General features: G+C 37.3%; 26 protein-coding genes and 5 tRNA genes. 11 read left to right on the top strand and 20 right to left on the bottom strand.

Features of this window, described 5'->3' with window-relative positions:
- Positions 1-7 precede the first annotated feature (7 nt).
- A complete protein-coding gene (locus K364_RS0112795; protein WP_028308347.1) occupies positions 8-610 on the bottom strand; it encodes a hypothetical protein in 603 nt (200 codons plus the stop codon).
- A 155-nt stretch (positions 611-765) separates the two neighbouring features.
- Between K364_RS0112795 and K364_RS0112790 the strand changes: the two genes are divergently transcribed.
- Positions 766-1,284, top strand: coding sequence for a DUF4367 domain-containing protein (locus K364_RS0112790; RefSeq protein WP_028308346.1), 519 nt, complete (start codon positions 766-768; stop codon positions 1,282-1,284).
- Between the two features lie 189 nt (positions 1,285-1,473).
- Here the strand turns inward: K364_RS0112790 and K364_RS0112785 are convergent, their stop codons facing one another.
- Positions 1,474-1,875: a HEPN domain-containing protein gene (locus K364_RS0112785; RefSeq protein WP_028308345.1), complete on the bottom strand. Its 402-nt coding sequence runs from the start codon at positions 1,873-1,875 to the stop codon at positions 1,474-1,476.
- Entirely contained in the window at positions 1,868-2,161 is a 294-nt protein-coding gene (locus tag K364_RS0112780; RefSeq protein WP_051534086.1) for a nucleotidyltransferase family protein, read from the bottom strand. Before K364_RS0112780 ends, K364_RS0112785 begins: the two co-directional genes overlap by 8 nt.
- Positions 2,162-3,181: 1,020 nt before the next feature.
- Here K364_RS0112780 and K364_RS0112775 point away from each other — a divergent pair.
- From K364_RS0112775 to K364_RS0112735, 9 genes are all read left to right on the top strand, one after another.
- Positions 3,182-3,691, top strand: coding sequence for a hypothetical protein (locus K364_RS0112775; protein WP_156946477.1), 510 nt, complete (start codon positions 3,182-3,184; stop codon positions 3,689-3,691).
- Positions 3,692-3,767: 76 nt separating this feature from the next.
- On the top strand, positions 3,768-4,736 hold the full coding sequence (locus tag K364_RS0112770; RefSeq protein WP_028308342.1) for a ParB/RepB/Spo0J family partition protein: 969 nt from the start codon (positions 3,768-3,770) through the stop codon (positions 4,734-4,736).
- Complete coding sequence (locus tag K364_RS24020) at positions 4,723-5,340, top strand: helix-turn-helix domain-containing protein (RefSeq protein ID WP_051534051.1); 618 nt, start codon at positions 4,723-4,725, stop codon at positions 5,338-5,340. The genes K364_RS0112770 and K364_RS24020 overlap by 14 nt, the downstream gene beginning before the upstream one ends.
- Before the next feature lie 108 nt (positions 5,341-5,448).
- Entirely contained in the window at positions 5,449-6,702 is a 1,254-nt protein-coding gene (locus tag K364_RS0112760; protein ID WP_028308341.1) for a tyrosine-type recombinase/integrase, read from the top strand.
- Positions 6,699-8,576 carry a tyrosine-type recombinase/integrase gene (locus K364_RS0112755; RefSeq protein ID WP_028308340.1) on the top strand — a complete coding sequence of 626 codons (1,878 nt, stop codon included), beginning with the start codon at positions 6,699-6,701 and terminating at the stop codon, positions 8,574-8,576. Before K364_RS0112760 ends, K364_RS0112755 begins: the two co-directional genes overlap by 4 nt.
- Positions 8,569-9,618 (top strand): tyrosine-type recombinase/integrase, encoded by a 1,050-nt coding sequence (locus K364_RS24015; RefSeq protein WP_051534050.1) that lies wholly within the window; start codon positions 8,569-8,571, stop codon positions 9,616-9,618. Before K364_RS0112755 ends, K364_RS24015 begins: the two co-directional genes overlap by 8 nt.
- A 210-nt stretch (positions 9,619-9,828) precedes the next feature.
- Positions 9,829-10,629 carry a Mu transposase domain-containing protein gene (locus K364_RS24010; RefSeq protein WP_051534049.1) on the top strand — a complete coding sequence of 267 codons (801 nt, stop codon included), beginning with the start codon at positions 9,829-9,831 and terminating at the stop codon, positions 10,627-10,629.
- Between the two features lie 5 nt (positions 10,630-10,634).
- Positions 10,635-11,390 (top strand): IS21-like element helper ATPase IstB, encoded by a 756-nt coding sequence (gene istB / locus K364_RS0112740; protein ID WP_051534048.1) that lies wholly within the window; start codon positions 10,635-10,637, stop codon positions 11,388-11,390.
- A gap of 83 nt (positions 11,391-11,473) precedes the next feature.
- On the top strand, positions 11,474-11,776 hold the full coding sequence (locus tag K364_RS0112735; RefSeq protein ID WP_242841702.1) for a hypothetical protein: 303 nt from the start codon (positions 11,474-11,476) through the stop codon (positions 11,774-11,776).
- A gap of 232 nt (positions 11,777-12,008) precedes the next feature.
- On the opposite strand, the gene K364_RS24005 is transcribed toward K364_RS0112735, so the two are convergent.
- The 17 genes from K364_RS24005 to K364_RS0112645 form a co-directional block, all read right to left on the bottom strand.
- A complete protein-coding gene (locus tag K364_RS24005) occupies positions 12,009-12,422 on the bottom strand; it encodes a type II toxin-antitoxin system VapC family toxin (protein ID WP_051534047.1) in 414 nt (137 codons plus the stop codon).
- The gene (locus K364_RS0112725) at positions 12,403-12,657 is read right to left on the bottom strand and encodes a hypothetical protein (protein WP_028308337.1); all 255 of its coding nucleotides are present in this window, start codon (positions 12,655-12,657) and stop codon (positions 12,403-12,405) included. Before K364_RS0112725 ends, K364_RS24005 begins: the two co-directional genes overlap by 20 nt.
- Positions 12,658-13,322: 665 nt before the next feature.
- Positions 13,323-13,613 (bottom strand): hypothetical protein, encoded by a 291-nt coding sequence (locus tag K364_RS0112715; protein ID WP_156946476.1) that lies wholly within the window; start codon positions 13,611-13,613, stop codon positions 13,323-13,325.
- Positions 13,614-13,934: 321 nt separating this feature from the next.
- Positions 13,935-14,023: transfer RNA gene (locus tag K364_RS0112710), tRNA-Leu, on the bottom strand.
- Between the two features lie 25 nt (positions 14,024-14,048).
- A tRNA-Cys gene (locus K364_RS0112705) sits at positions 14,049-14,123 on the bottom strand.
- A 10-nt stretch (positions 14,124-14,133) separates the two neighbouring features.
- A tRNA-Gly gene (locus tag K364_RS0112700) sits at positions 14,134-14,208 on the bottom strand.
- A 7-nt stretch (positions 14,209-14,215) separates the two neighbouring features.
- Positions 14,216-14,291: transfer RNA gene (locus K364_RS0112695), tRNA-Phe, on the bottom strand.
- Between the two features lie 8 nt (positions 14,292-14,299).
- Positions 14,300-14,376 (bottom strand) — tRNA-Asp (locus K364_RS0112690).
- Positions 14,377-14,593: 217 nt separating this feature from the next.
- A complete protein-coding gene (gene speB, locus K364_RS0112685; RefSeq protein ID WP_028308334.1) occupies positions 14,594-15,457 on the bottom strand; it encodes an agmatinase in 864 nt (287 codons plus the stop codon).
- A gap of 13 nt (positions 15,458-15,470) precedes the next feature.
- Positions 15,471-16,301 (bottom strand): polyamine aminopropyltransferase, encoded by an 831-nt coding sequence (speE, locus tag K364_RS0112680; RefSeq protein WP_028308333.1) that lies wholly within the window; start codon positions 16,299-16,301, stop codon positions 15,471-15,473.
- A gap of 28 nt (positions 16,302-16,329) precedes the next feature.
- A complete protein-coding gene (locus tag K364_RS0112675; RefSeq protein ID WP_028308332.1) occupies positions 16,330-17,448 on the bottom strand; it encodes a class I SAM-dependent methyltransferase in 1,119 nt (372 codons plus the stop codon).
- A gap of 45 nt (positions 17,449-17,493) precedes the next feature.
- Positions 17,494-17,745: an FmdB family zinc ribbon protein gene (locus K364_RS0112670; RefSeq protein WP_028308331.1), complete on the bottom strand. Its 252-nt coding sequence runs from the start codon at positions 17,743-17,745 to the stop codon at positions 17,494-17,496.
- A gap of 162 nt (positions 17,746-17,907) precedes the next feature.
- Complete coding sequence (locus tag K364_RS0112665; RefSeq protein WP_028308330.1) at positions 17,908-18,414, bottom strand: hypothetical protein; 507 nt, start codon at positions 18,412-18,414, stop codon at positions 17,908-17,910.
- Between the two features lie 203 nt (positions 18,415-18,617).
- Entirely contained in the window at positions 18,618-19,118 is a 501-nt protein-coding gene (gene mobB, locus K364_RS0112660) for a molybdopterin-guanine dinucleotide biosynthesis protein B (protein ID WP_035269248.1), read from the bottom strand.
- A gap of 188 nt (positions 19,119-19,306) precedes the next feature.
- Positions 19,307-20,335 (bottom strand): spore photoproduct lyase, encoded by a 1,029-nt coding sequence (splB, locus tag K364_RS0112655; protein ID WP_028308328.1) that lies wholly within the window; start codon positions 20,333-20,335, stop codon positions 19,307-19,309.
- Positions 20,336-20,535: 200 nt separating this feature from the next.
- Entirely contained in the window at positions 20,536-21,765 is a 1,230-nt protein-coding gene (locus tag K364_RS0112650; RefSeq protein ID WP_028308327.1) for an ornithine cyclodeaminase, nickel-pincer nucleotide-dependent, read from the bottom strand.
- A gap of 64 nt (positions 21,766-21,829) precedes the next feature.
- A complete protein-coding gene (locus tag K364_RS0112645; RefSeq protein ID WP_028308326.1) occupies positions 21,830-22,750 on the bottom strand; it encodes a proline dehydrogenase family protein in 921 nt (306 codons plus the stop codon).
- Positions 22,751-22,943: 193 nt separating this feature from the next.
- On the opposite strand from K364_RS0112645, the gene K364_RS0112640 reads away from it, so the two are divergent.
- Complete coding sequence (locus tag K364_RS0112640) at positions 22,944-23,675, top strand: YetF domain-containing protein (RefSeq protein WP_051534046.1); 732 nt, start codon at positions 22,944-22,946, stop codon at positions 23,673-23,675.
- Positions 23,676-23,689: the final 14 nt, after the last annotated feature.

Raw genomic sequence — 23,689 nt, 5'->3', positions numbered from 1 at the left:
GCTATAATTATTTGCAAAGAGTAAGGAAAGTTTTGTTGGTTGTCTCATAAAATTTTTGTGAGAAGGAGTTCTCTTGGTCAGGTTCATCCTTCATCATAACCACTAACTTCTTTGCTCTTTCTTTTGCTGAAAGGGTAGCTTTTGGTAGCTCTAGCTTCGGGTTTAGTTGGCGTAATCCGGTCTGGATTAGACTTAAGTTCTGCATAAACCTTTTCATGTAGTGATACACAAGCTGTCTTGAAAGACTCAGACCATCATTTATGCTATTAAGCTTATCTAGGCAAGCCTTCAAAGTTCCTTTACGTAAAAAAGCTCTTTCCAGGTACATAATAATCTCCTTCAACCCATGCACAAATCTTGGCAGACAAAAGCTTGGCAGGTATGAAATGGTATGGCCGCAGATGGGACAGATGTAGCGCCTGATAAAGATTTTATCCCTGTAGATATTAGTAATCAAATGCCTTTGATAAAATCCATGCTTCTTAAACTGCACTACCTTATTACAATCGTGGTTGTGACATCTTCTAAGTGGGGGTGGAGGAAACGGATAACCCTTCCCTTTTTCGATGTATTCCTCTATGCCTTCCAATACTGTAAAAAATATTTGCATGTAAGATCACTCTCCTATGCAAAATATTTTACAATAAACAATCCTACTGTAAAGTGAAAATATTTTTGCACTTTCCAGTAGGATTACTCTTTTGTGTCACCTATTTTAATGTGATAATATTTGGTTAAATTTCCGATATTAATTTGCTAAGCTACATGTGGTTTATTGAAAAAATTAGAACCACTATTGATGGAATTACAAGTATAAACATAACTACCTCTACTAATGAACAAACTAGTACTGAAGAGGGTACACCTATTAATCCATTGGGAGTAACAACAGAAAAAGACCTGCTGTCAATGGATGAAGCAAGTCAGATGGTTAAATATCCTATTAACATGCCTTCTTATGTACCGTTAGGCTTTATGTTTGATGGTATTTATATAGATGATCCACAATCTATTTCAACATCTATTGAGATCCACTTTTCTACTGCTGATGTCAATGACAAGCTTATTGTGACTCAAATACCTACTACTGGTGCCACTAGTTTTTCACATAATGTTAGAGGAAGTATTGAAGAAAAAACTATAGCTGTTAATGGAAGTGATGCAACGTTAATTGTCTTCGAGGATAGGGTTCAAATGATATGGCAGTATAAAACATTTGTTTTTATAATAAGCGGCAATATAAATGAAGAAGAAATAATCAAAATGGCTGAGTCTATAATCTAATTGTCATAAAAAGTCTCGAATGACATCAAAAAAGAGTAGCTATCTTGTTGGCTACTCTTTAGTATTTCTAAGGTTTACTCTCTTGGTTAAAGGATATGTCATAGCTTCGCATAAACCATCAAACGCGTCGCATCCTATATGATGTGTCATACCCTACGGAGGATGGTAGTTCTATTATCATATATACTCCTACTCTTCTTGTACCATTTGTGGTGCTATATTGATAATAAAATCCCTAATTGCCTTCGCACTTATTAAGGCATCCTGCATATCTCTTTCCTCTAGCATTAATTGCATCGGATACCTAGGTTGTACCCCATAAGCTGTCAAATCAGAACAATGATCTGTTATATCTGAAAAACTACCAGATATATTGGCACATAGCTTTTGTAATTGATTTAGGTCATGAGTCTTCGGTGGATTCATCTCATGCAGTACTAGATATCCCTTTAGATATTTTTCAGCTGACTGTTGACAATGATAACAGATAATTTCAATAGGAACAGGACGCATCTTAAGAAGATATTCTGCACTCATTAAGTCCATTTCTGCAAACCTTTGCCATTCCTTTGCACTTGTTAAATTATCCATAGAGCACCACACCCTCCTGCGCTATTTGACGCTCTATAGATGGAATATACTTTCGTTGATTAAATTTATTTTTCTTGCTAACTATCACATCTACAGGCATTGTTTTTTTATCTCTAATTGCTTTGTTTATCAGTTTCATTGCATCAATTTCTCGAATATCAGCATCCTCTTTTATTACAACAAAAATATCTAAGTCTGAGTCAGAATGTGGTGTACCAGTTGCATATGAACCAAAAAGAAATATCTGCTCCACTGGAACAATTCCTGTAATAATGTCTATATGCATGATTTGCACGCACAAACCCTCTATGATGGCATTGGGCTCTATGTTTTTCCTCAACCTTCTCTTTTATACGTATAGCTAGTTGAGCAAATTTTATTCGATCAATCTACTTATCACACTTACAGTAGTTATGCAATTCCAGGATAATAATCCCAATTTCATAACCTTAGTGTCAAAAATTTTGGCCGGAAATAATTCCACATGTGCGAAGTGAGCTGATTCCGATTAGCGTAACATGAAGTTAATCCAAGGTTCTGCTTAGCTGTACGATAAAAAACTTCAATTTTCCATCGTTTAGTATAGGCCTTAGCCGCTTCTTCTGGTGCATCTGCTCGATTGCTTAGCAGGGGATACGTACCTTGTTATATTTAACGGTAAAATAATATTTAATTTAAGGGTGCGCAGGACTATAGGGTGGATTTTTTAAAAGTCTAACGAAAACAAATAAAAAAAGACTTTGCATGTAAAAACCTGCAAAGCCTTGGTATTCAATGGATGGTGCCGGGGACGGGTGTCGTCCTAAGCATAACCTTATCAAATAAATTAAAGGTAACTTAATTGATAACAGAAAATCCATACAATCTTTCTATTATAGGGTTTTGGCAAATAGCAGCTAGAGCCCTATTTATATTTCATTCGAGGCAGTTTCTTGTATTGAGATTTCCTAAGTTAATAGCTTGCTCAACTTTTTTGGATACGCTACGAATTAAGTGTACCAAAAATGCAACCAATGCTACAGCAAAAGTATACCAAACATGTGGTATACTTTTTTTAGCGTGCTAAGAAAAAATGGGGCCATGAAGTGAACCACACTCTAGCAGCAAATATTATGAAAATAAAGAGGAAAAACGAAAGAACTTTGAGATGTTTATGTTAAATGCGCCAACATTTAACTCTCAAAGTTCTTTTCCCAAAAGCAATATGATAATAACACTGACACACGATAAAATCAATATTAATTTAGAAAATTCCCAAGCAACTTTAAGCAAAGAGACGCTAGAAAACTTATCCAAAAGTGGGTATATGCGCAGAAAAACAGCTTCATATAAACTGTTTATCAAAAACCGCGAACTTGTGCAAATCTGTCCCCTGCTAAAAAATCCTCATGCACAAAATACTGTCCTTTGGCCCTCAATTAAACTCCCCAATAGAAAACACCCAGTATACGTCCATCTATATGCAGTAGCATTGTATTTGAGCAGCAGCTTAAGCATGCGAGCAGCAGCAGCAAAAACAAAAGAAAAATTTGGCTTAGATACATTTAGCCACTCCACCATATCAAGAAGCCTAAAAAAACTAAAAGAAATAGCAGAAGAACTACTAGAGCTTATCAAAGCACCAGCCATTAAGATAAAAACTGATCTACTATCCATTAAACTAGTCCATAGAAAGCACTGGGAGGATGAAGATTTAAAAAAATATGCCATACTACTTACAGTACTAGGTCCTGTACTAAACATCACTCACACCATAGAATACAGTAGCCTACTAAACTATAGCTACTATAACCACAAGGTAAAATTCATCATTTAAAAGCACCACAGATCCTAAACCCATATATCCTTGCACCAAAAATACAAGTACTATCATGGCAAGGGGGTGATATGGGATGCAAACACTAAAATATCCCATAAAAGAAGTAGAAATTAAACTAATACCAAGAAATAAAATGCTCTCACTAGGCATAACAAAGACCCAAAGGTCCCTATGTGAAAAGAGCATACTTCAGTACGGCCTGTTAAGCCCAATAGTGGTCATGGAAAACCACCAAGGGGAACTAATGACACTAACAGGAGAAAACGAGCTGGAAGTCTTAAAAGAAATGGATGTAAAAAAAGCTGATGTCTTTGTAACAAAGCTAGAAAGTAAAGCAGATACCTGTAAAGCAATTCTAATGCTATCCTCATTTAAAAAAGGATTAAACCCATTGTCAGAAGGATTAATACTAAGGGAACTGCTAACAAGCGGGGGCTACACACAAAAAGAGCTAGGGGAGGCTCTTTTTAAATCAAAATCCTGGGTAAGTAAAAGGCTATCCTTAGCAGAACAATTAAATGCTAACGTTTCCGAAATGGTATTTAAAAAGCAGATATGTCCAGCAAGTGCTGCAGACATTGCACGTCTTCCAAATGAAGTGCAGCATAAATTTGCCACGGAAATCTACAAAAAAGATATTCCAAAGTCTACAGTAGAGCGTTTGGTTAGTGCATATAACAGTAAAACTACCCCGGAAAGCTTAAAACAACAAATCATAAAAGATCCAGTTACAGCAGCAGATAACCTTCATCCAGTAATGATTAAAAAATGTGCTGATGAAGATATAGCTAAAGATGCCAGCATAAATATTACTAAATTTAATGCAGCAATGAGGCTATTAATCAAGCTCATATCTGAAATAGAAATGTATCTTGCCAGTACAAAAGCTGATGATATTAAAAACTATCAAGGAGTATTAAAGGTGGTATATGACAGCACTAGTCGCTTTAGTGCACTAATAGAATACCATCTTGTTTCCCTGGGGAAACTTCCTAGTCACAATAAAACTGCATCAGGAGGTGCTAACAGTGCCAACTATTGATACTGAGACATACAAAATGATACGAAGACTTTATGCAGTAGAAGGGTTAAGTCAAAGACAAATAGCAAAACACCTTAAGGTAAGCAGAACCACAATTAGAAAATATTGTAACGGTGCTATCCTGCCCGGTATTAGAAAGGAGTATCAAATAGAGAAGAATCCGCTACGTTTAACAATTGAGGCTGAGATAATTAAAATCATAAATGACAATAAAGATGCTCCTAAAAAACAAAAGTTAAATGCAAAAATCATCTGGCAGATACTTACTAGAGCAGGTTTTTCAATTGGCGAATCTACTGTTAGAAAATATATTCAAGAGATGCGTGTAGACAAGCCGGAGGTTTTTATCCCCTTAGAGTTTGAACCAGGTGAAGCCGCTGAATTTGATTGGGGTGATGTTTATGCGTATATAAATAAGGTTAAAACAAGGGTATCTATCTTTTGTGCAGTACTTCCCTACAGCTTTGGAATATTTGCCGCAGTTTTTCCTGATAAGACAAGCTCAAGCTTTTTTACCGGTCATGTGATGGCCTTTGAGTACTTTGGTGGTGTGCCTTTAAGATGTATTTATGATTATGCCGCAGAAATGATTATCGGCGATTAATACTTCAAAGCCGCCTGTCAGGGGCATCATTGTTAAAAAGTGCGGAATAATATAGCACATCCAGGGAAGACTCTATGCTGTAATACAACATAGAATGGATGTGTAAATATGCCTCGATTAAGTGAGCGAATAAAGCTCTCGAATGAATTAAAAAAAATACCAATATCAGATTTAATTGTGAAAGCAAAGTTGCTGGTGAAAGCAAAGGGGTATCAGAAGTCAACAATATGGCACTACAACGAAAGGTTTAACGATCTTCAACATTTTGCAGATTTATTAAACGCAGAAAAACTCTCTGCAGAATTTATAGCTCAGTATATTGAAGAAGGCAAACAAAGGAGTCCTAACCATGCTCGCGGAAGCGTCCAAAGAAAAGCACTTCTTAACTTGACCGCAACAGCAGTTGACGCCGCCCATGTTTTCACAATTGAAAAAGAAGATGATCAAATCCGTACCAAGTTTCTACGAGAAAGTCTAAATGCCTATGAGCAGCATCTCAAAGTGCAAGAACAAAGAAAGGATTCGATAAAATCATATCTTCAGGTAGCAACAAAATTTCTGCTTTATCTTGATACGAAAAAAAAGAGTGTTCCATCTAAGGTTACAGTAATTGATATTCGGGAATTTATTACTGATTTGGGCGGTAAATGGTCGCATAGGAGTCTGCAGATTGTTCCATCGCTTCTGAAAACCTACCTGAAATTTGCAGAGTTCCCTATTGACCTCATACTATTTGCGAGTTTTCACACCTTGCATAAGAGGAAACCAGTTCACGCTATGAGCACTGAAAACATAGAAGTCCTCTGGAAGTACACTGAAAGTAGCGATGTAGATTTGCGCTCAAAGGCGATAGTGACGATACTGCTGGCAACGGGCATGAGACCAGTAGATATCACCGGTCTCAAACTTGATGACATTAATTGGAGCAACGGCAGTATCGGATTCATTCAGAGCAAAACAGGTGAATGGATGAACATTGAGCTATTTCCGGTGATGGGGTCAGCGATTATCAGATATATGACAGAAGAACGTCCAAAAGGAACAGGGTTGAAATATATTTTTCTTACTAAAGGGGCTCCCTACCGTCGCATCTCGCCAGAAAATTGCAATCATATTCTTAAAAATGCATTAAAAAAAGCCGGTGTCACTTTTGTTGCCGACGGCCTTCATTGTCCAAGAGCACTAAGACGCAGTTTAGTATCACGAATGATTGCAAAAGGTATTCCCATACAAAAGGCCGCTGCCTCTATCGGACACGTTGGCGAAGACTCCGTTGATTTATATACTGAACTGGATATGAAAAAAATGAAATCGATCTGTCTGCCTATACCGAATTCAATGAAAGAATGGTTGATGACATGATTGCTGATAAAAAACAACAATATAACCTTATCGGCCCATTAGCTAAAGAAATCGGGGAGTTTATTGATTTCAAGAGGCAATCAGGATCCCTTTATACAAGCTCTGCGTTTGCGTTAAAAGCCTTTGATAGATTTTGTAATGCTGTGGAAAACCGAGCCTTAACTCCTCAGCAATTAGCTGAAGCTTGGGTAAAGCCAGGTAATGATAAACCGAAATATGATGGTGGCTGCTGTGTCAGGCAGCTCGGGCAGTACCTTACCGCACAGGGACACCCCAAAGCATTTACTGTATTTAGCGCCAAAGGAAACGCTCCCAAGCTGTTTAGTATAAATTCCGGTCCTTTTGCCAGTGAAATCAAGGCGTTTGTTGAACAAAAAAGATCAGCGGGTCGAAAATATATTTCCGAGGAGTACTGCCTAAAAGCTTTTGATAAATTTTGCTCAATGAAGGAGAATGAATTTTTGACTCCCCAGCAGTTGGCAGACACCTGGTGCAAGATTGTTAAAGAAAAAAGCACAGCTAATATTGGGATGATCAGAGAGTTCGGCATGTATCTCACCATGCAGAGTAGTTTGAAATCTTTTGAGGTTCCTTATGTAAATGGAGTTATGCCAAAACCGGCGTTTACTGGATACACAGGTTTATTTGCGCCAGAAATTGTATCGTTTCTTAAAACAAAAAGGTCTTCTGGTTTGAAGTACACAAATGAGGAGTTTCGCTTAAAGGACTTTGATAGGTTTTGTAATGAGCAGTCCAATTTGGAATTGAACCCTCAACAGTTGGCGGATAAATTTTTACTTACTCAAGATGATGGCAGTTGTAGCAAGCGCAGCAGGAATACTTCTGTTATTAGAGCTTTTGGTATCTACCTTACAGCAATTGGCTGTTCAAACGCCTTTTCTATCCCGGACAGAAATTACATCGCAGGTCCTTACGCAGAGGAAATATCGACTTTTATTGCATTTAAAATATCTAGTGGTTTTAAGTACAAACAAGCCGGGTATCGTCTGAGGACTTTCGATGCTTTTTGCGCATCAAAAGAAAATGAACTCCTTACCCCGCAACAGTTGGCTGACAAATGGGTTTTGAAACGGGGCGATGAACATCCAAATACACGTGCTGGTCGGGTAGGGTCGGTCAGAGTTTTTGGCAAATACCTTACAAGTATTGGGTACCCAAAAGCCTTTGTAATTGAAGAAGATACTGCACAAGGAGGGACTCCAAAACCGCCGTATCTGTTTTCAGAAGATGATATCGAATTATTCTTTGGCGCATGCACTGAATTGAAGCCGGATGAGAAAGAGCCATCATTGCATATTGTACTTCCAGCGGCATATTTGTTTATGCACTGTTTAGGGGTAAGAACCTGTGAATTGAAAATATTGATGGAAAATGTGAATTTTCAAACCGGAGAAGTCACCATTGTCGACTCTAAGACCGGAGACCGGGTTGTGTATATGAGCGATGAGTTGTCTAAAGTTCTTTCCAAATACAATTCTGTGATCGAAAAGATATTCCCATGTCACAAGTATCTATTTCCTGCTTCTGTTAACCGGTCACGCGATGATTTTTCCAAACACTTTAGGGAAATTTGGGTCTCCTACATCCTGCCCAGTAGGCGCGGAGAGCCCAGGCTATACGACTTTCGCCATCATTTTCTATATCGAAATGTCGAATTATGCATGCGCAGCGGAGTGGCTATAGAGGATGTAAATGTTCTGCGGCCATATTTAATGAGACATATGGGACATAAGTTACCAGAAAGTTTTCAGTATTACTTTCATTTATCACCGCCTATTCGAAAAGAAATAACCCAGATCAAAACGGACCTGGACTGGATGATGCCCGATATTTTGGAGGTTCCATATGAGTAAAAGGAAACAAGACTCTGATGTAAATGAGTTCTGGTCTTTGGCTCGATCCTTTCTTAAGGTGTATTTGCCAAACGCAAGGGAAGTCTCTCCGAATACCGTAAAAGCCTACAAACAAGCGCTTGAGACCTTAATCAAATATATTGAAAATTCGGGGCTTACCAGAGACACCATCACAATTGGAGCGTTAACGCCTGCCTGCATTGAAGGCTTTATGGTATGGATGTCAAAAGAACTAAATTGCAGGCCGAGAACCTGTAATTTAAGGCTCTCCGCGATTAAGACATTTTTGCGTTATTGTGCGCGCCATGTTATCACCAATGAATCGGTCAGTCGTGAAGTCCTTGAAGTCCCATCAAAAAAAGTTAGAAAAGATAAGATTGAATACATGTCCAATAAAGCTGCAATGGCTATTATGAGTGCACCCGACAGCAGGAGAATCATGGGTAGGCGGAACATAGCTATGTTAACGTTGCTCTATGATAGTGCTGCTAGAGTACAGGAACTCGTTGACATTGAAGTTGGCGATCTTTTTTTAAATGAAAAGTCTGGTACAGAAGGCGATTCTTTTGTGACTCTGCACGGAAAAGGCGATAGATTTCGAAACGTTACTTTGTCGCCCAAGACTGCTAAGCTTATTCAATCATATTTGAATGAGTTTCATCCTAAAATGGATAGACATGCCCCACTATTTTACACAAGACGGACAGGATCACTATGGCCGCTATCTGTAGACTCTGTAAGCAGAGTTTTAAAGGAAAGTGCTGACAAAGCGCGTAAGCAAGTCCCAGACATCCCGGATAGAATCCACTGTCATCTTCTAAGAAAGAGCAGAGCGATGCACTTATACATCGCGGGTGTACAGCTGCCTGCGATAATGGAACTACTGGGACACTCAAGCATGAATACTACATCCGGATTCTATGCTTTTGTTACCTGGGATATGGTAAGTGAGGCAATGAAAAAGGCAAATGAAGGCCACTTGGATGGAATTGAGTTGTGGAAGGATCCGGATATTCGTAAGAAATTGTACTCTTTGGACTAAAAAATTATTCCGCAGTTTTTAACAATGATGCCCTGACAGATGGGTTTGGCGTATTTATCTCAGATAATCATTTCTGCGGCATAATCATAATTATTTAGTATACTAAATAATTATGATAACTTAAAAAGTGCTGTTCTTGAAGGCTCAGGCAAGGATGCCATTAAACAGGAAAAGTTTAAAAAGCTTGAAGCCCATTATGCCTTTGAAGCGGTGTTTTGTAATATTTATAGCGGGTGGGAAAAGGGTGCTGTCGAGAACCTTGTATCCATTGTTCGTAAAATTGCCTTTACTCCCATGCCGCATGCAGCAAATTTTAATGAGCTGCAGGAGCATGTAACCCATAAATGTATGGAGTACTGCCTAAACCATAAGATTAAGGATCGCCCAAGGTCAATAAAGCAGATGCTTGATGAGGAAAAAGAACATCTGCTACCTTTACCAGTATATCCTTTTGACCCTGCTGAGGAGATTAAGGCTTTAGTCTATCATGATTTGACAGTTAGACTAGGTTGTACAAAGTATTCTGTACCGGCAGATTATGTGGGGTTATCTGTAACCCTTAAGTTATCTCCTTTTAATGTGGATATCTATCACGAGGGTTCTTTAATATATAGGCACAAAAAGGCTCTTAGCTCATCTGATCATCAATATATTCCAGAGCATTATCTTAAGATCTTAGAAAGAAAGCCCAGGGCTATTAAAAATGCTGCTCCTATTAATAGGGGTATTATGCCTAAAGAACTAACTGATTTCATGCACCTTTGTAAGGGTAAGGATAGAAATTATCAGCTGGTAAACATACTGCTGTTGGGTAAAAAGATACCCCAAGATACTCTTCTTTGGGCAGTTAAGCAGGCAAATATGACAGGTAGTCCTTCCTATGAACTGGTATGTTTTTATCTTGAGATACAGGAAAAAAGCCTGACTGATAAACTGCATGTTGATGATGCAGTTAAAGTTTCATCTGTGGATTTTAATAAGTATGATGAACTATTAGAAAGTGAGGATTGATACTAATGACAAGTGCACTAGATAATTCTTCTATTCATGAAAAGATACTGGCTATGGCAAAGGATTTGAAGCTTTATACCTTTGCTGATTACAAAGAGTATATGAAAAACGATTTAACCAAGCAAGAGTTCCTATATAATCTGCTCTCTACGGAAGCTTCTATTAAGGACCAGAATAGATACAGGTATCGTTTAAAAAATGCTGCCTTTCCTATTGTAAAAACCCTGGATACTTTTGAGTTTGATCAAGACAGACTGCCTGAGCTTAAGAAGGATACTGTGATGGAACTTGCTACTTGTGAGTTTATTGCAAAAAAACAAAACGTCGTTGCAATAGGTGGAAGTGGAACAGGAAAAACCCACATCATTACTGCTCTTGGTGTTGAGGCTATTAGAAAGGGCTATACGGTAAAGTTTAGAAGAGCTTCTGAGCTTGTTACTCAAATGACTGAGGCTGCTAATGAAAAACTCTTAACCAGGTTTTTAAAGAACATTAATGCCTGCGACGCCTTGATAATCGATGAACTGGGATATCTTTCTTATGATGCTGCCGGTGCAAGCTTACTATTTCAAATCTTTGCTTCTAGGTATGAAACAAAAAGCATTATGGTTACTTCTAATCTTGAATTTTCTAAATGGGTCACCTTTCTTGGTAAGGATGAGCATATGACCTCTGCTTTAATAGGCAGGTTGGTGCATCAATCTACTATTTTAAATATGAATGGTGAAAACTACAGGCTTCAAAAGAGGAATAAACCTTAGGATTTAAAGGAACTTATTGTAGTATCTATAGCTTAAGCTTTTTAAGAAGCTTTATTAGACCTTTATAAAGGAGGTATTGGAGTATGTTTACCCAATTTATTACGAACCCTAACGGTAATATGCAAAATAGGAAGTTAGAAGAGTTCTTTGTTATCACCGGGTTCCATGACCTATTGCCTCTAGCTGTTAAGAGGGCCAAGGAGTTAGCTTATGGTCAAATCGAGATGATTGAAGCTATTTGTAAGCTAAGCGATAAATTGTATCAGTATCCGCCAACTAAAAACCGAACTGCTTGGTTTAAGACAGTTTTTGAGGAGAAGTTACGTGAGGCTAAAGGAGATATTCTATCTTATAAGGCTAAAAAGAAGCATCTAAGAAATAAATAGCTAAATTTAAAGAGCCGGTGTGCATAGTAGCCGTCTCTTTTTTATATAGCTATCGCTTGTTGGTTTAAGAATGACTGACAGAAAACCATATTTATGGAATTTCTACGTAGAAACATTATTTCTTAGTAAGTCTGAAATGTTTATGCCTGAAACCAATCCTGTTATCAGCAATTTAATAATTAACTCCAGGAGCATTACTGTATATCTATTATTACTGCTTGTTTGCAGTGGGTCATTTGGTCATAGCACTAAAAATGAAAAATGTGTTTTGGGATGGTAGACTTAAAAGATAGCGTATCCACTTTTTATCGAAAGTAAAAACTTTATAATTCTTATATTTATTATAGGAGTACAAAATAGTGTCAATAAAATCAAACTTTGTTGCTGAGTAAAGCTCTAATGCCTTATTCAGCACTATTTTATCTGCTACATTAATATTTTGAGTATTAATTAACTCCATAAGAGTAGAGCTTATTTCTTCTCTGTCTACTTCATAAACTTTTTCCAAAACATATACAATTTCAGCAAATACTTCATTGGGTATAAATATTTCATTGGTTTCTAGAATTTCAGAAGCTTTCTTGGATAACTCAGGTACGTCTTCTAATAGGTATCTTAGTATTATATTAGCGTCTGTTATCTTCATGTTTTTCCACCACTGCTATAGACCAGGCTCTTTTTTCTTCATCTATTAGGTCAAGTTTTTTGTATTTACTTAAGGCTCCTCGTAGTTTAATTATGCTTGCTGTATTATTATTCTTATCAGCCTCATCATCTACTGGCTTAATAATAACTTCAACTTTTCTATTTTTCATACTTTGAGGAATATCAATTATTCCGGAAAAAATATTGCTATTGACTAGTTTTCTCACGAAATTCATCTGACCCAACCCCTTTATCTGTCTTCTATCTACCTACATTATAGCACGTTTCCTTCAAAATTTTTACATCGTAATTAATTTAAAGTTTTATATTAGGGTTCTGCAGGGATGCAACCTGAGCGCCTGTCGGGATTCTATAAAGAGTAAAAGGGTAGTACACTTTGCTGCCCTTTTTCTTTTTACTCTTGGAGAATGAAAGCGATAAATCCCGGGGTTTGGGGTAGCGCCTCAAGGTTTTGGTTTTCTCTATTTGCCTTTTTAGCATTTTTCCTTGGATGCAGATTGTTTAATCTGCTCTAATTGCTTCTTTTTCTGTTCATTTCTAGGTTTATATATTTTGACTTTGGTATGCTAGTTTAATTTGCTGTGTAACACTAAATACTTTTCAGATGCTTCTTTTAGCATTAGCGATAATTCTTTGCGGCAACTATCTAGTCTATCTAAATAATTTATATTTATGGTTTTAGACTTAAATTCATTGTACCAGTTTTGTTTACTTACATATAGAGCATCTTGAGGTAATGTAACCCACTCAAATAACTCAAAATCTTTACCTAATAGCCAGGCTACTGTTTTTTTTATATTAAATGACTTTAAAAGTGTTGTTTTGAGTGCATTTTTATATAGCTTATGATAAAGGAAATCGTGGGGTATATATATTTCAATTAATTCCAAACACTCAGAATATAGTTTAGCAAATTCGTATTTTTCATCTGCATATCTTTTCCTGTTGCATCTAAGGAAGAGGTCCTGCCTTGATTGTCTGTTGGTCTAATTGGCTTAATTAAATCAGAACTCTCAATTAGATTTGCAAACTCTTTGCTTAGATGTTTTTCTCCCGAAAATGGGATTATTGGATTGATTTCTTCAAGATACAATGGTGCAAACTTCAACCAAGTCTCGTCCCTCACTTCAAAATCAGGATAATAAATAAACCTTTTCATTTTCCTTTCCATAACCCCCATATTCTTTCAGTTCCTGAACTCTGTCACCTATACCAATCGGCAAACTAATTCTTTGATCAATTTATAATCATTACTTTTAACAGGTAACTACACTGTTAAATTCGATAAATTTTTCCAATTTCCTACTTATAGCTTAAGTTTTTACTTCATTTTCCAATAATATAAAAATAAACCCATTCTATCTTTATGATAGCCATAGGGCCCTGAAGGTATCACTGTCATAACATTAAGGCAAGAAAAAATCATGGCAACGAATCAAAAAAACAGCCGCTATTAGGCAACTGTTCTAAATCGCTGAAACCTTTGTGTAAGTGGTGCCGGGGATCGGAATCGAACCGATACGGGAGTTAAGTCCCGCAGGATTTTAAGTCCTGTGCGTCTGCCTGTTCCGCCACCCCGGCAGGAAGTATTATATTAGTATTTTAATGGAGGCGGCACCCAGATTTGAACTGGGGAATAAAGGATTTGCAGTCCTCTGCCTTACCACTTGGCTATGCCGCCATTTCATAAATGGAGCGGGAAAAGGGATTCGAACCCTCGACTTCAACCTTGGCAAGGTTGCACTCTACCACTGAGTTACTCCCGCATGAAAATGGTGCCTCGGGGCGGAATCGAACCACCGACACGAGGATTTTCAGTCCTCTGCTCTACCGACTGAGCTACCGAGGCAGATTAAATGGCGGAGCTGACGGGAGTCGAACCCGCGATCCCCGGCGTGACAGGCCGGTATGTTAGACCACTACACCACAGCTCCCCTTAAATCCGACAAGATTTAGTATACATCAAACTCAGATAAATGTCAAAAGAAATTTCTTGGTAATTTATCTTTCCGTCCTAACGCTTGATTATTATAGCACGGTTCTTGTATTATAACAAGCCCTTTTTGAAGTATCATATAAAATAGTTTTTATCGGTAAATAGATTAAGTGCCCTAAAAAATTGGATGCTCTTGCATTATAAATGCAAGAGTATTATGTTTTGACAAAGCCCAGAAGCGCTTCTCGCACGAGCTTTGCAGCTGCTATAGATGTTATATCTGATTTATCATATGCAGGAGACACTTCTACCAAATCAAAACCTACAATGTTCAATTTACCAAGCTCCTTGAAGCCATATAATAAATCTCTAACAGAGAATCCCCCAGGTTCAGGTGTTCCAGTTCCAGGTGCAAAGGCTGGGTCAAGCACATCAATATCAACTGTTATATATACCGGATCTGCGCTGCATTTTTCAACGATTTCATTTAAAGGTTCTATTACCTGATTAAAATAGAAGTTTGTATTCCTCTTCCCGTAATCAAACTCTTCCCTTGTTCCAGAGCGGATTCCCAACTGAAATACATTGGAGCCACCAATTAATTCTGCCGCCTTTCGAATAACAGTAGCGTGAGAGTTAGGTTCTCCCTCATAATCCTCTCTTAAATCCGCATGAGCATCAAATTGAATAACTTTTAAGTTTCTAAAATGTTCATGGGCAGCCTGAATTGAAGGTAGACTTACAAGATGCTCTCCACCAAGAAGAATTGGAAACTTCTTATCTTCATGGAGTCTTTTTGTTGCTTGGTATATCATCTGCAAACTCTTTTCAACATTGCCAAAGGGCAATGCAAGGTCACCTGCATCATAAAAGACTACCTCTTCCAGATGCCTGTCCTGATATGGACTATATTCCTCCAATACAATAGAAACACTTCTTATTTTCTCAGGGCCAAAGCGAGTGCCAGGCCTAAAGGAGACAGTAAAATCCATGGGAGCACCATAGATGACAGCCCTGGCTCCATCATATTCAGAAACTGCTCCTAAAAATTGTCCGCTTTTATAAAAACTGTTTTCCATTATTTTATACCTGCTACTTTACTAATTCTTCAACAAAGGGAGGAAGTGCAAGGGCTCCAAAATGAACATCTGGGCTGTAGTACCTGGTGTTGGGTGCAGCAATACTTTCCTTTGCCACTTCTCTCGGGCTGTGCTTTTTGCTGCCCATGGTGAAGCACCAGTATCCACCAGGATATGTAGGTATTGTGGCAACATAGAGGTCTTTAACCGGGAAGATTTCACCTAAATCCTTATGGATTCTCTTAATCATTTCTCCATTAAACACAGGTGAAGCAGTTTGGGCAACAAAGATTCCATCTTCCTTTAATGCATTAAATACATCAGTATAGAATTCCTTTGCAAATAGGCCAACCGCTGGCCCAATTGGATCTGTGGAATCAACCAGGATTACATCATATGTATTCTTGTTATCCTTTACATGTTTAATGCCATCATCAATCTTGACCTCCACCTTTGGGTCTTCTAATCCAGCAGCAATTGTCGGTAAATACTTTTTACTCACCTCTACTACTACTCCATCAATTTCAACCAAAGTGGCTTTTTTAACTCTGGGATGTTTAGCCACCTCTCTAATGGTTCCTCCATCTCCTCCTCCTATGACCAGTACGTTTTCAGGGTTTGGATGGGTATTAAGTGCTGGAAAGCTAATCATTTCATGATAGATGAACTCATCTCTTACATTAGTTTGTATAACGTTATCAAGAAGCAGCATTGTACCAAAGGTATCAGTTTCAACAACCTTCACATCTTGATACTCACTTTTTTCATGGTGCAATGTTTTCTTTACTAGACAAGAAACAGCTAATCCTGGCAGTTGTTTTTCTGTAAACCAAATTCCTTCCATTGAAAATTATCCTCCTTTATTTCATGTTTTATATTTTTAAGGTATCAAAAAAACCGCTTAAACCTTTTAATTTTGTTACTTCCAACCCTTTATACTGTACCAAAACCTTAAATCTCTCACCCATGCCATCAGGCAAGGTAAGTCTTTTTAATGCCAATGAGTTTTTTACACCTTCAACATCAGGTCCTAGGGTCATTTTATCTGCTATACCTAAGTTAATTAGAAATCTCATCTGGGAGGTGTACCCTGCAGTTTGTAATCCGACCTTTTCCCCAAAATGCTTTAAAGCAGAAAAGTTCACATGGGAGGTTATATCCTGCTCTCCTGGATGCCCCAGAACATCCTCAGTGCTTGTATGGTTGGAATAGCTCATTAATGTACCCTTAAACCTGAAGGGCTCATCTAATTCGCTTATCTTGTAACCATAATCAATTGTTATTACAAAACCCTTATCCAGCTTTGAAGCCAGCTCTGTCAACCATTCTTTGGCTTCTAAATTTATCTCTAATTCTTGCCCATCTTTTAACTCAATATGTAATTCATTAATATAGACCATAATATCATGGGTAGATATTTCACCAGGAGTCTCATAAAAGGAGCCATCTTGATAATTGATATAGACTTCTTTTAATTCATTACCTATTTTTGTAACCTTATGTACAGGAAAAGCATCTAACAATTCATTGGAAAAAACTACTCCTGTAAAGCTGTTCAAGCTGGCAAGGGACTTTATCCATATGCATTTGGCAGCATATTTCTCCAGTTTATTCTTTTGTATCTCAATCATATAAGGGCTGGTTTCCATTAATACATATTTAATTGCTGTAAAGAAATCTTCATGCTTTTGACAGTACTCCAGGATATCACCTGCTAATAAGCCTGTCCCAGGCCCCGCCTCGACTAAGTAAAAGTCCTTGGGCTTATGGCAGATTGTCCACATCTCGTGAAGTTGATCTGCTATGCAATGTCCAAAGGCACTATGTACATGGGGACTAGTATAGAAATCCCCTTCCTTCCCTATTTTAATTTTATCCTTTACATAGTATCCCCAACAAGGATGATACAACGCATATTTCATAAAATCATAAAATCGCAAAGGCCCTGCAGCTATTTTATTAATTAAAAACTCCTTTAATTCTCGACCCATAATTACCTTTCCTTAACATTAAAGAGTATATGAAAAAAAGGCAGCTTAGCTGGCCTTGCTGCCGGAGTCATTTGAACATTTACCATCAGAGCATTTACCCTCAGAACACTTATAATCTGGGCTGCGATTGTCAGTGGTGTAGAAACCACCACCCTTATATACTACATGCACATTTTTGCTGATAAGTCTTTGAACCCTACCTTCACATTCAGGGCAGCTGGTTAAAGGGTTTTCAGTAATTGGCTGCATTTTTTCAAAAACACCACATTTTTCACATTTATACTCGTAAGTTGGCATTTAAAGTTTCCTCCTTTTTGTACAATACTTCTATGTTTTTTACATTTTTTATACTAGAATAGTTAGATTTAATGTGCATTACTTTATTCCCAGCAACATTAAGTATAAAATAACATGGTGAAATTGACAAGACTTCTGTAATTTTTTTAAAGAAATACTAGGTTAATACCCCCACCTGAAATCCTGTTCAATTATCTTAGAATCACTATTAATTATAATTAGTGCAAGGGCCTTATCAATTATTTCATCATTTAGTAGTTCCAGCACCTCAACAATTAAATATGTTTTTTCACCATGCTTTTGCAGCAAATACACACTATCTACCTTATATAAATAATGCCAGTCAGTTGGGGTTGCTCTAAATTCAGATACAGATTTAACAATCTCACTTAACAAAGGCTCTCCATAAAATTCCTCAAGTTTAACAATGACATCTTCTAATGGTTCGTTAAGCCATCCACTATATTCTAGGGCTTGAGTAATCCTGTCAGCTAAAGCCCCACTTTTCCTGGGCAGTTTATGATATTCTTCCCACCAGGTTTCATGATCCTTTTGCTCATAGTGATTATTGCTTTGGTGACTCAAAGTATAATGGTCAGTTGTAATAGGAGCAAAGCCTAGGTAAACAAGCATGCTCCCTGCAATAATAAGGGTTTTAACAAAATCCATGGTATACCTCCAAACCAGCTGTAATATTTTAACCACTTTAGTGTATTCTTTATATGGTTATTATTTCCTTCTTTTGCTATTTTTTCTACATTATTAATTAAAAACACCTAATTATTTTTTAAAATTCCACAATTTCTTCTTTTTTCAAGCAAGTTTATGAATATTGACAAAAAGGGGCGAGAATAAAAAAGACCTTGTCATCTTTAGACAAAGTCTTTTTTATTAATGAATTTTTCTTCAATTAGATCCACCAGCTCTGCTACCTGGTGAAAACCAAATTTGGGTACATCCATGCTAATATCACAATCTGTAACTAAGGCAAATAATTCCATGGGCTCACATATAGGCTGTGCTGATCTTTCCCTTCTAACTATCTCAACCTTGGGCTTATTACCTCTTTTGTACCCTTCAGTTATAATTATGTCCACATTTTGCAGTTTTTGTGCTATTTCATCCAGGGTTTTCTCCTCTGAAACTTTTTCAATTATAGCAATTTTATTAGGCGATGAGATAACAACACTATCTGCACCAGCCTGACCGTGTCTCCATGTGTCCTTACCTGGTACATCAATGTCAAACCCATGTACATCATGTTTGATTGTAGCTAGTTTATAGCCCCGTCTTTTAATTTCGGCTATCACCTTCTCTAAATGGGTGGTTTTACCCACGTTAGATCTACCAACAAATGAAATTACTTGTGCCATATCAAACCTACTTTCTGTTCTTTGCATTGAACTGTTTATAAACTACATTTCTACATAAATCCTTTTACTCCTTCATTTAAAAAGCATTAAGCTTCCTTAATGCTTTTTACCTTCATAATATCTTTTGCTCTTATTAGCAGGTTCCATCATATGAAGCAGCTTACGAAATTGAGAGGTAAATTGTTTTTCTAAACAAAGTATTCTATCCTGCTATTCGGCAAGTATTTCTCTACCAAGCCTTCAAAAACTTGATTAATATTTTTCATTTCTTCCTTAGGATATAAGTACTTTGTATAGCCAAACTGGCCATATTTTAGCTGGCGTTCTGACTCATCCATGGGGAGATTGTTTTTTGGAAAAATATCCATTATGTTTTTCTTAGCTCTTGCTGTATAGCGATGGGTTATAATTTCAAAGGTTAAGGGCTCCTTAACCACCCTGGCTAAACCAGCCTGTAAATTTAAAAATAGTGTTTTATAATCAACCTCCCAACCGTCATATACTATGACCGGCCCTATAATAAAACCTAGAGGGTATCCTGCAGCTGCTACTTTCCTGGCTGCTTCTAGACGATCATCTAAGGCAGGAGTATTATGCTCGTATTTGGTTATTACAAAAGGTGTGTTTATACTGAAACGAAAGCGAGTATTACCTCCATGGGTTATGTTTAACAGAGAATCAACATTGGTGTATTTTGTTACAAATCTGAACCTTCCGTGGGATTGGCTGGCAAAAAACTTAATGCTTTCCTCTAAATTACCTGTTAAGTGTTCTAAGGCTAGAGGATCTGAAGTAGCTGCTCCCTCAAATACTGTTATGTCAGGTAGTCTTTCATTAATGTATTCCCTGGCTTTAGCTAGAATCTCGTGGATGTTAACATAAATCCTTAAGTATGGTTTTTTCCCAAGGGTAGTGTGCAGGTAGCAGTACTCACACATACCAGGACAGCTGGTTGATAATGGCAGTTGATAATGTGCTGAAGGCTTGCAGGTTTGGAATTCCCCACTTTTTCTAACACCAACCACCAGAGTTCTTTTTGCCTCTCTAAAACCTTCCTGTGAGTTCTTGCCTGGTATTCCCATGACCCTGTTGTGAGATCCAATCATCTTTACAATAACATCAGGATCCCTTCTAAATTTTTCGTATAGTTTCTCCCCAAGGGGGTAATCAATGGATTTTTGTTCGAACAGCACCCTTTTGGGTTTAAAGACCTCCACCTTAATATCTCCCTTCTATTTTTTTAAAAAACAGCTTTATTAGTATTATTAGTGCTAACAGTAAGTTAAGTGACTTTGGGGCCTAAAAATAGGATAAGAAAAAGCGACTAACTCTATTTAACATAGAGAAAACCGCTTTTTATAATTATTATACTGATTTCTTCTTTTGATTAAACATAAAATCTGCTTATTATAATATGCTAATTTTTGGTATCAATCCCCAGGTGTTCAGTTAATTGGCGCAGGAACCATTCAACATCACTAACCAGACCGACAGTTTGAAAGCTTCCCCTGTCAGCAAGCTTTGTTACTACAGCAGGGTTAATATCAACGCAAATAGTTTTTATGGAAGCTGGCAGAATATTTCCTGTAGCTATTGCATGAAGCATACTGGAAAGCATAATAACCATTTCCACACCATCCAGTTTTGATCTCATAGCTTCTTGAGCTTTAATAACATCAGTAATTACCTCTGGCATTGGACCATCGTCTCTTATGGAACCAGCAAGTACATATTGGGTTTTATGCTTTATCATTGTATACATAAGTCCCTTTGTAAGGACTCCCTTAATAACTGCTTCCTCCATGCTTCCTGCTGCTCTAATCCTGTTAATAGCCCTTAAATGATGGGAATGGCCTTCGTGTATACACTTTCCGGACTTTAAGCATATTCCAAGGGATGTCCCAAAAAAAGCATTCTCAACATCATGGGTTGCAACAGCATTTCCTGCAAAAATAATATCCAAATAATTATTTTCAATAAGCTTTTCAACCCAAACTCCTGCACCTGTATGAATTACAGCAGGACCAAGTACAAAAAGGATTTTGCCATTTCTTCTTTTTATGCTTTCCATTTGAGAAGCAATATCCTTGATAACCAGGTTTTTGGGCTTTTCGCTGCTAACCTCGCTGCCCATAAAGCTAAATACTTCTTTATCCGCATTTGCATCTATGGCCAAAACCTTTACACCTGTCTTGCCCACTACTATTAATTGGTCCTTCTTCACCCTGCTGATGGGTACACAGTAAGCCTTGAGATTAGGTTTCTCTTCTAGAACAACAGCACAATCCATTTCCATAGCTTCTACCTTAATCCAACTATCATTGTACCAGACAAATGTAGGCAGGTTTGTGGAAGAATAAAACCCTTCAGGAAAAACACCATCCCTGGGAGCAGGTTCAAGAACTACCTCTGCTTCATCTAGAATGTTTGCCCCTAGTTTTACAACAACGTTAAGGACATCATCCAATGTTTCTTGAGACTGAGCACTAACTTCCATAATTAAATAACTATAGTCTTCCTTTTTTTTGCCGATAACGCTATGTTCAATAAAAATCTCTCCGCCTAGCTTTTCAATTTCTTCAAAAACTGTGGGCAATACCTTGCTGTCAACAATATGACCTTTTAATTCTATAGTTCTTCTAAACATAGCAATCCTCCTAATGGGTTATACATCTTTTTATTATACCCGTAAAAGGAAATATATACCACTGTTATTTTTTGAGAAGGTTCTTTAGAATGAATAGAATATTTGCTGGCCTTTCAGCAAGTCTTCGTGAGAAATATGGGTACCAGTCAGTTCCATAGGGAACATAGCAGCGAACCTTATGTCCTTCCTTCACAAGCTGCTCCTGAAGATTAGAGCAGATACCGTAAAGCATTTGAAACTCATACTGGGAAGTAGGAATATTTTTCTCCTTGACATATGCTTTTGTAGCATTAATTATATTCTCATCATGGGAAGCAACTGCAGTATAGAAACCTGCGTCTAAATGCTTTTTAATGATTTTTATTAAATTATCATCAACGTCTTTCTTTTTAGGAAACGCAACCTCTTTCGGTTCCTTGTAAGCACCCTTCATTAATCTATAACTCGGCTTTAAATCAGCGAGGTCATCCATATCCTTTTCAGTCCTATATAAGTATGATTGAAGTGCTAAACCAACATTTTGTGGGTATTTTTCCTTCAATGCTCTAAAGATGGCAATGGTAGCATCTACCTTCGAGGAATCCTCCATGTCAATTCTCACAAAGTTACTAAGCTCATTTGCTTTGCCAACTATCTCCATCATGTTGCCGAGGCAGAAATTATGGTCTATATCTAAACCCAATTGTGTCAATTTTACTGAAAGGTTGCTGTCTACTCCACTTTCATTAATAGCTTCAAGTATCCTAATTGCTTCCCTGGTGCCTTCTGCAGCTACTCTTTCATCATGGCAGCTTTCACCCAGATTATCTAGAGTAGCACATATGCCTTTAGCATTAAGCTGTTTTACAGCTTTTATGGCATCCTTTAACTTTTCTCCAGCAACAAAACGACTAGCTCCAAGAGTGAGTCCATACTTGTTTACGAAATTTGTTACAAGCTTATTTTCCGCTACAGTTAATACTACTTTTCTAGCCACATTACTCATCTTAACTCCCCCTCTTTTTTATAAACGGCAAAATAAATGTGCTAAGATTTATATCTTGCAAAATTCATGCCAACATGATAGCATTGATAATTCCGACATTTATTAATCTAATATACTTATAATTTGTCTAGTCTTTTGACATGTGACGGTTTTTTAGACACTATTTGGTTAAGCTATTAAGGGGTGAATTATTATGGACTATTTAAATGTAGCTTTAAGAGGCTTTTTTGCCTTTGCCTTTCTCCTCCTATTTAGCAGACTTGTTGGGAAAAAGCAAATAAACCAGTTTTCATTCTTTGATTATATTGTAGGTATAACTGTTGGCTCTATTGCCGCCTCAATGACTACCGAACTGGATTCGCCGCCTTATACACATTTACTGGGAATGTCTGTCTGGTTTCTTTTTTCATGGCTTTTAGGAGCAGTTACTATTAAGAACAGAGTAGCAGCAAAGTGGTTTTTGGGAGAGCCAACCATTATTATTCATAACGGTAAAATTCTTGAAAGGAACATGGCAAAAATGAATTACCATATGGATGAATTGATGCAGCAGCTGAGAATTCGTGGAGTTTTCGATCCCAAGGATGTAGAATTTGCAGTTTTAGAAACCAATGGCTATTTGTCAGTTAAGAAGAAGTCCCAAAAAAGAACTCTTACACCTGCTGATCTTAAAATACCTACTAAATATGAAGGCATGTCAACCGAATTAATATATGATGGGCAAATAATATATCAAAATTTAGAGATGATAGGACTCACTGAAAAATGGCTTATGGAAGAGTTAAAAAAACAAAAAATAACCTCTCTTGACCAGGTAAGCTTATGTACCTTAGACAGTGAAGGAAAGCTTTATGTGGATTTGAGAGAAGACAACATAAAGCCGCCCACTGAAATAAATATAAGTGATTATCCGGGTCCTAACTAGTTAAAGTCAACTTC

The sequence above is a fragment of the Desulfitibacter alkalitolerans DSM 16504 genome (genome assembly GCF_000620305.1).
GTDB classification, from domain to species: Bacteria; Bacillota; DSM-16504; order Desulfitibacterales; family Desulfitibacteraceae; genus Desulfitibacter; species Desulfitibacter alkalitolerans.
This window is presented reverse-complemented; position numbering and strand designations above follow the sequence as displayed.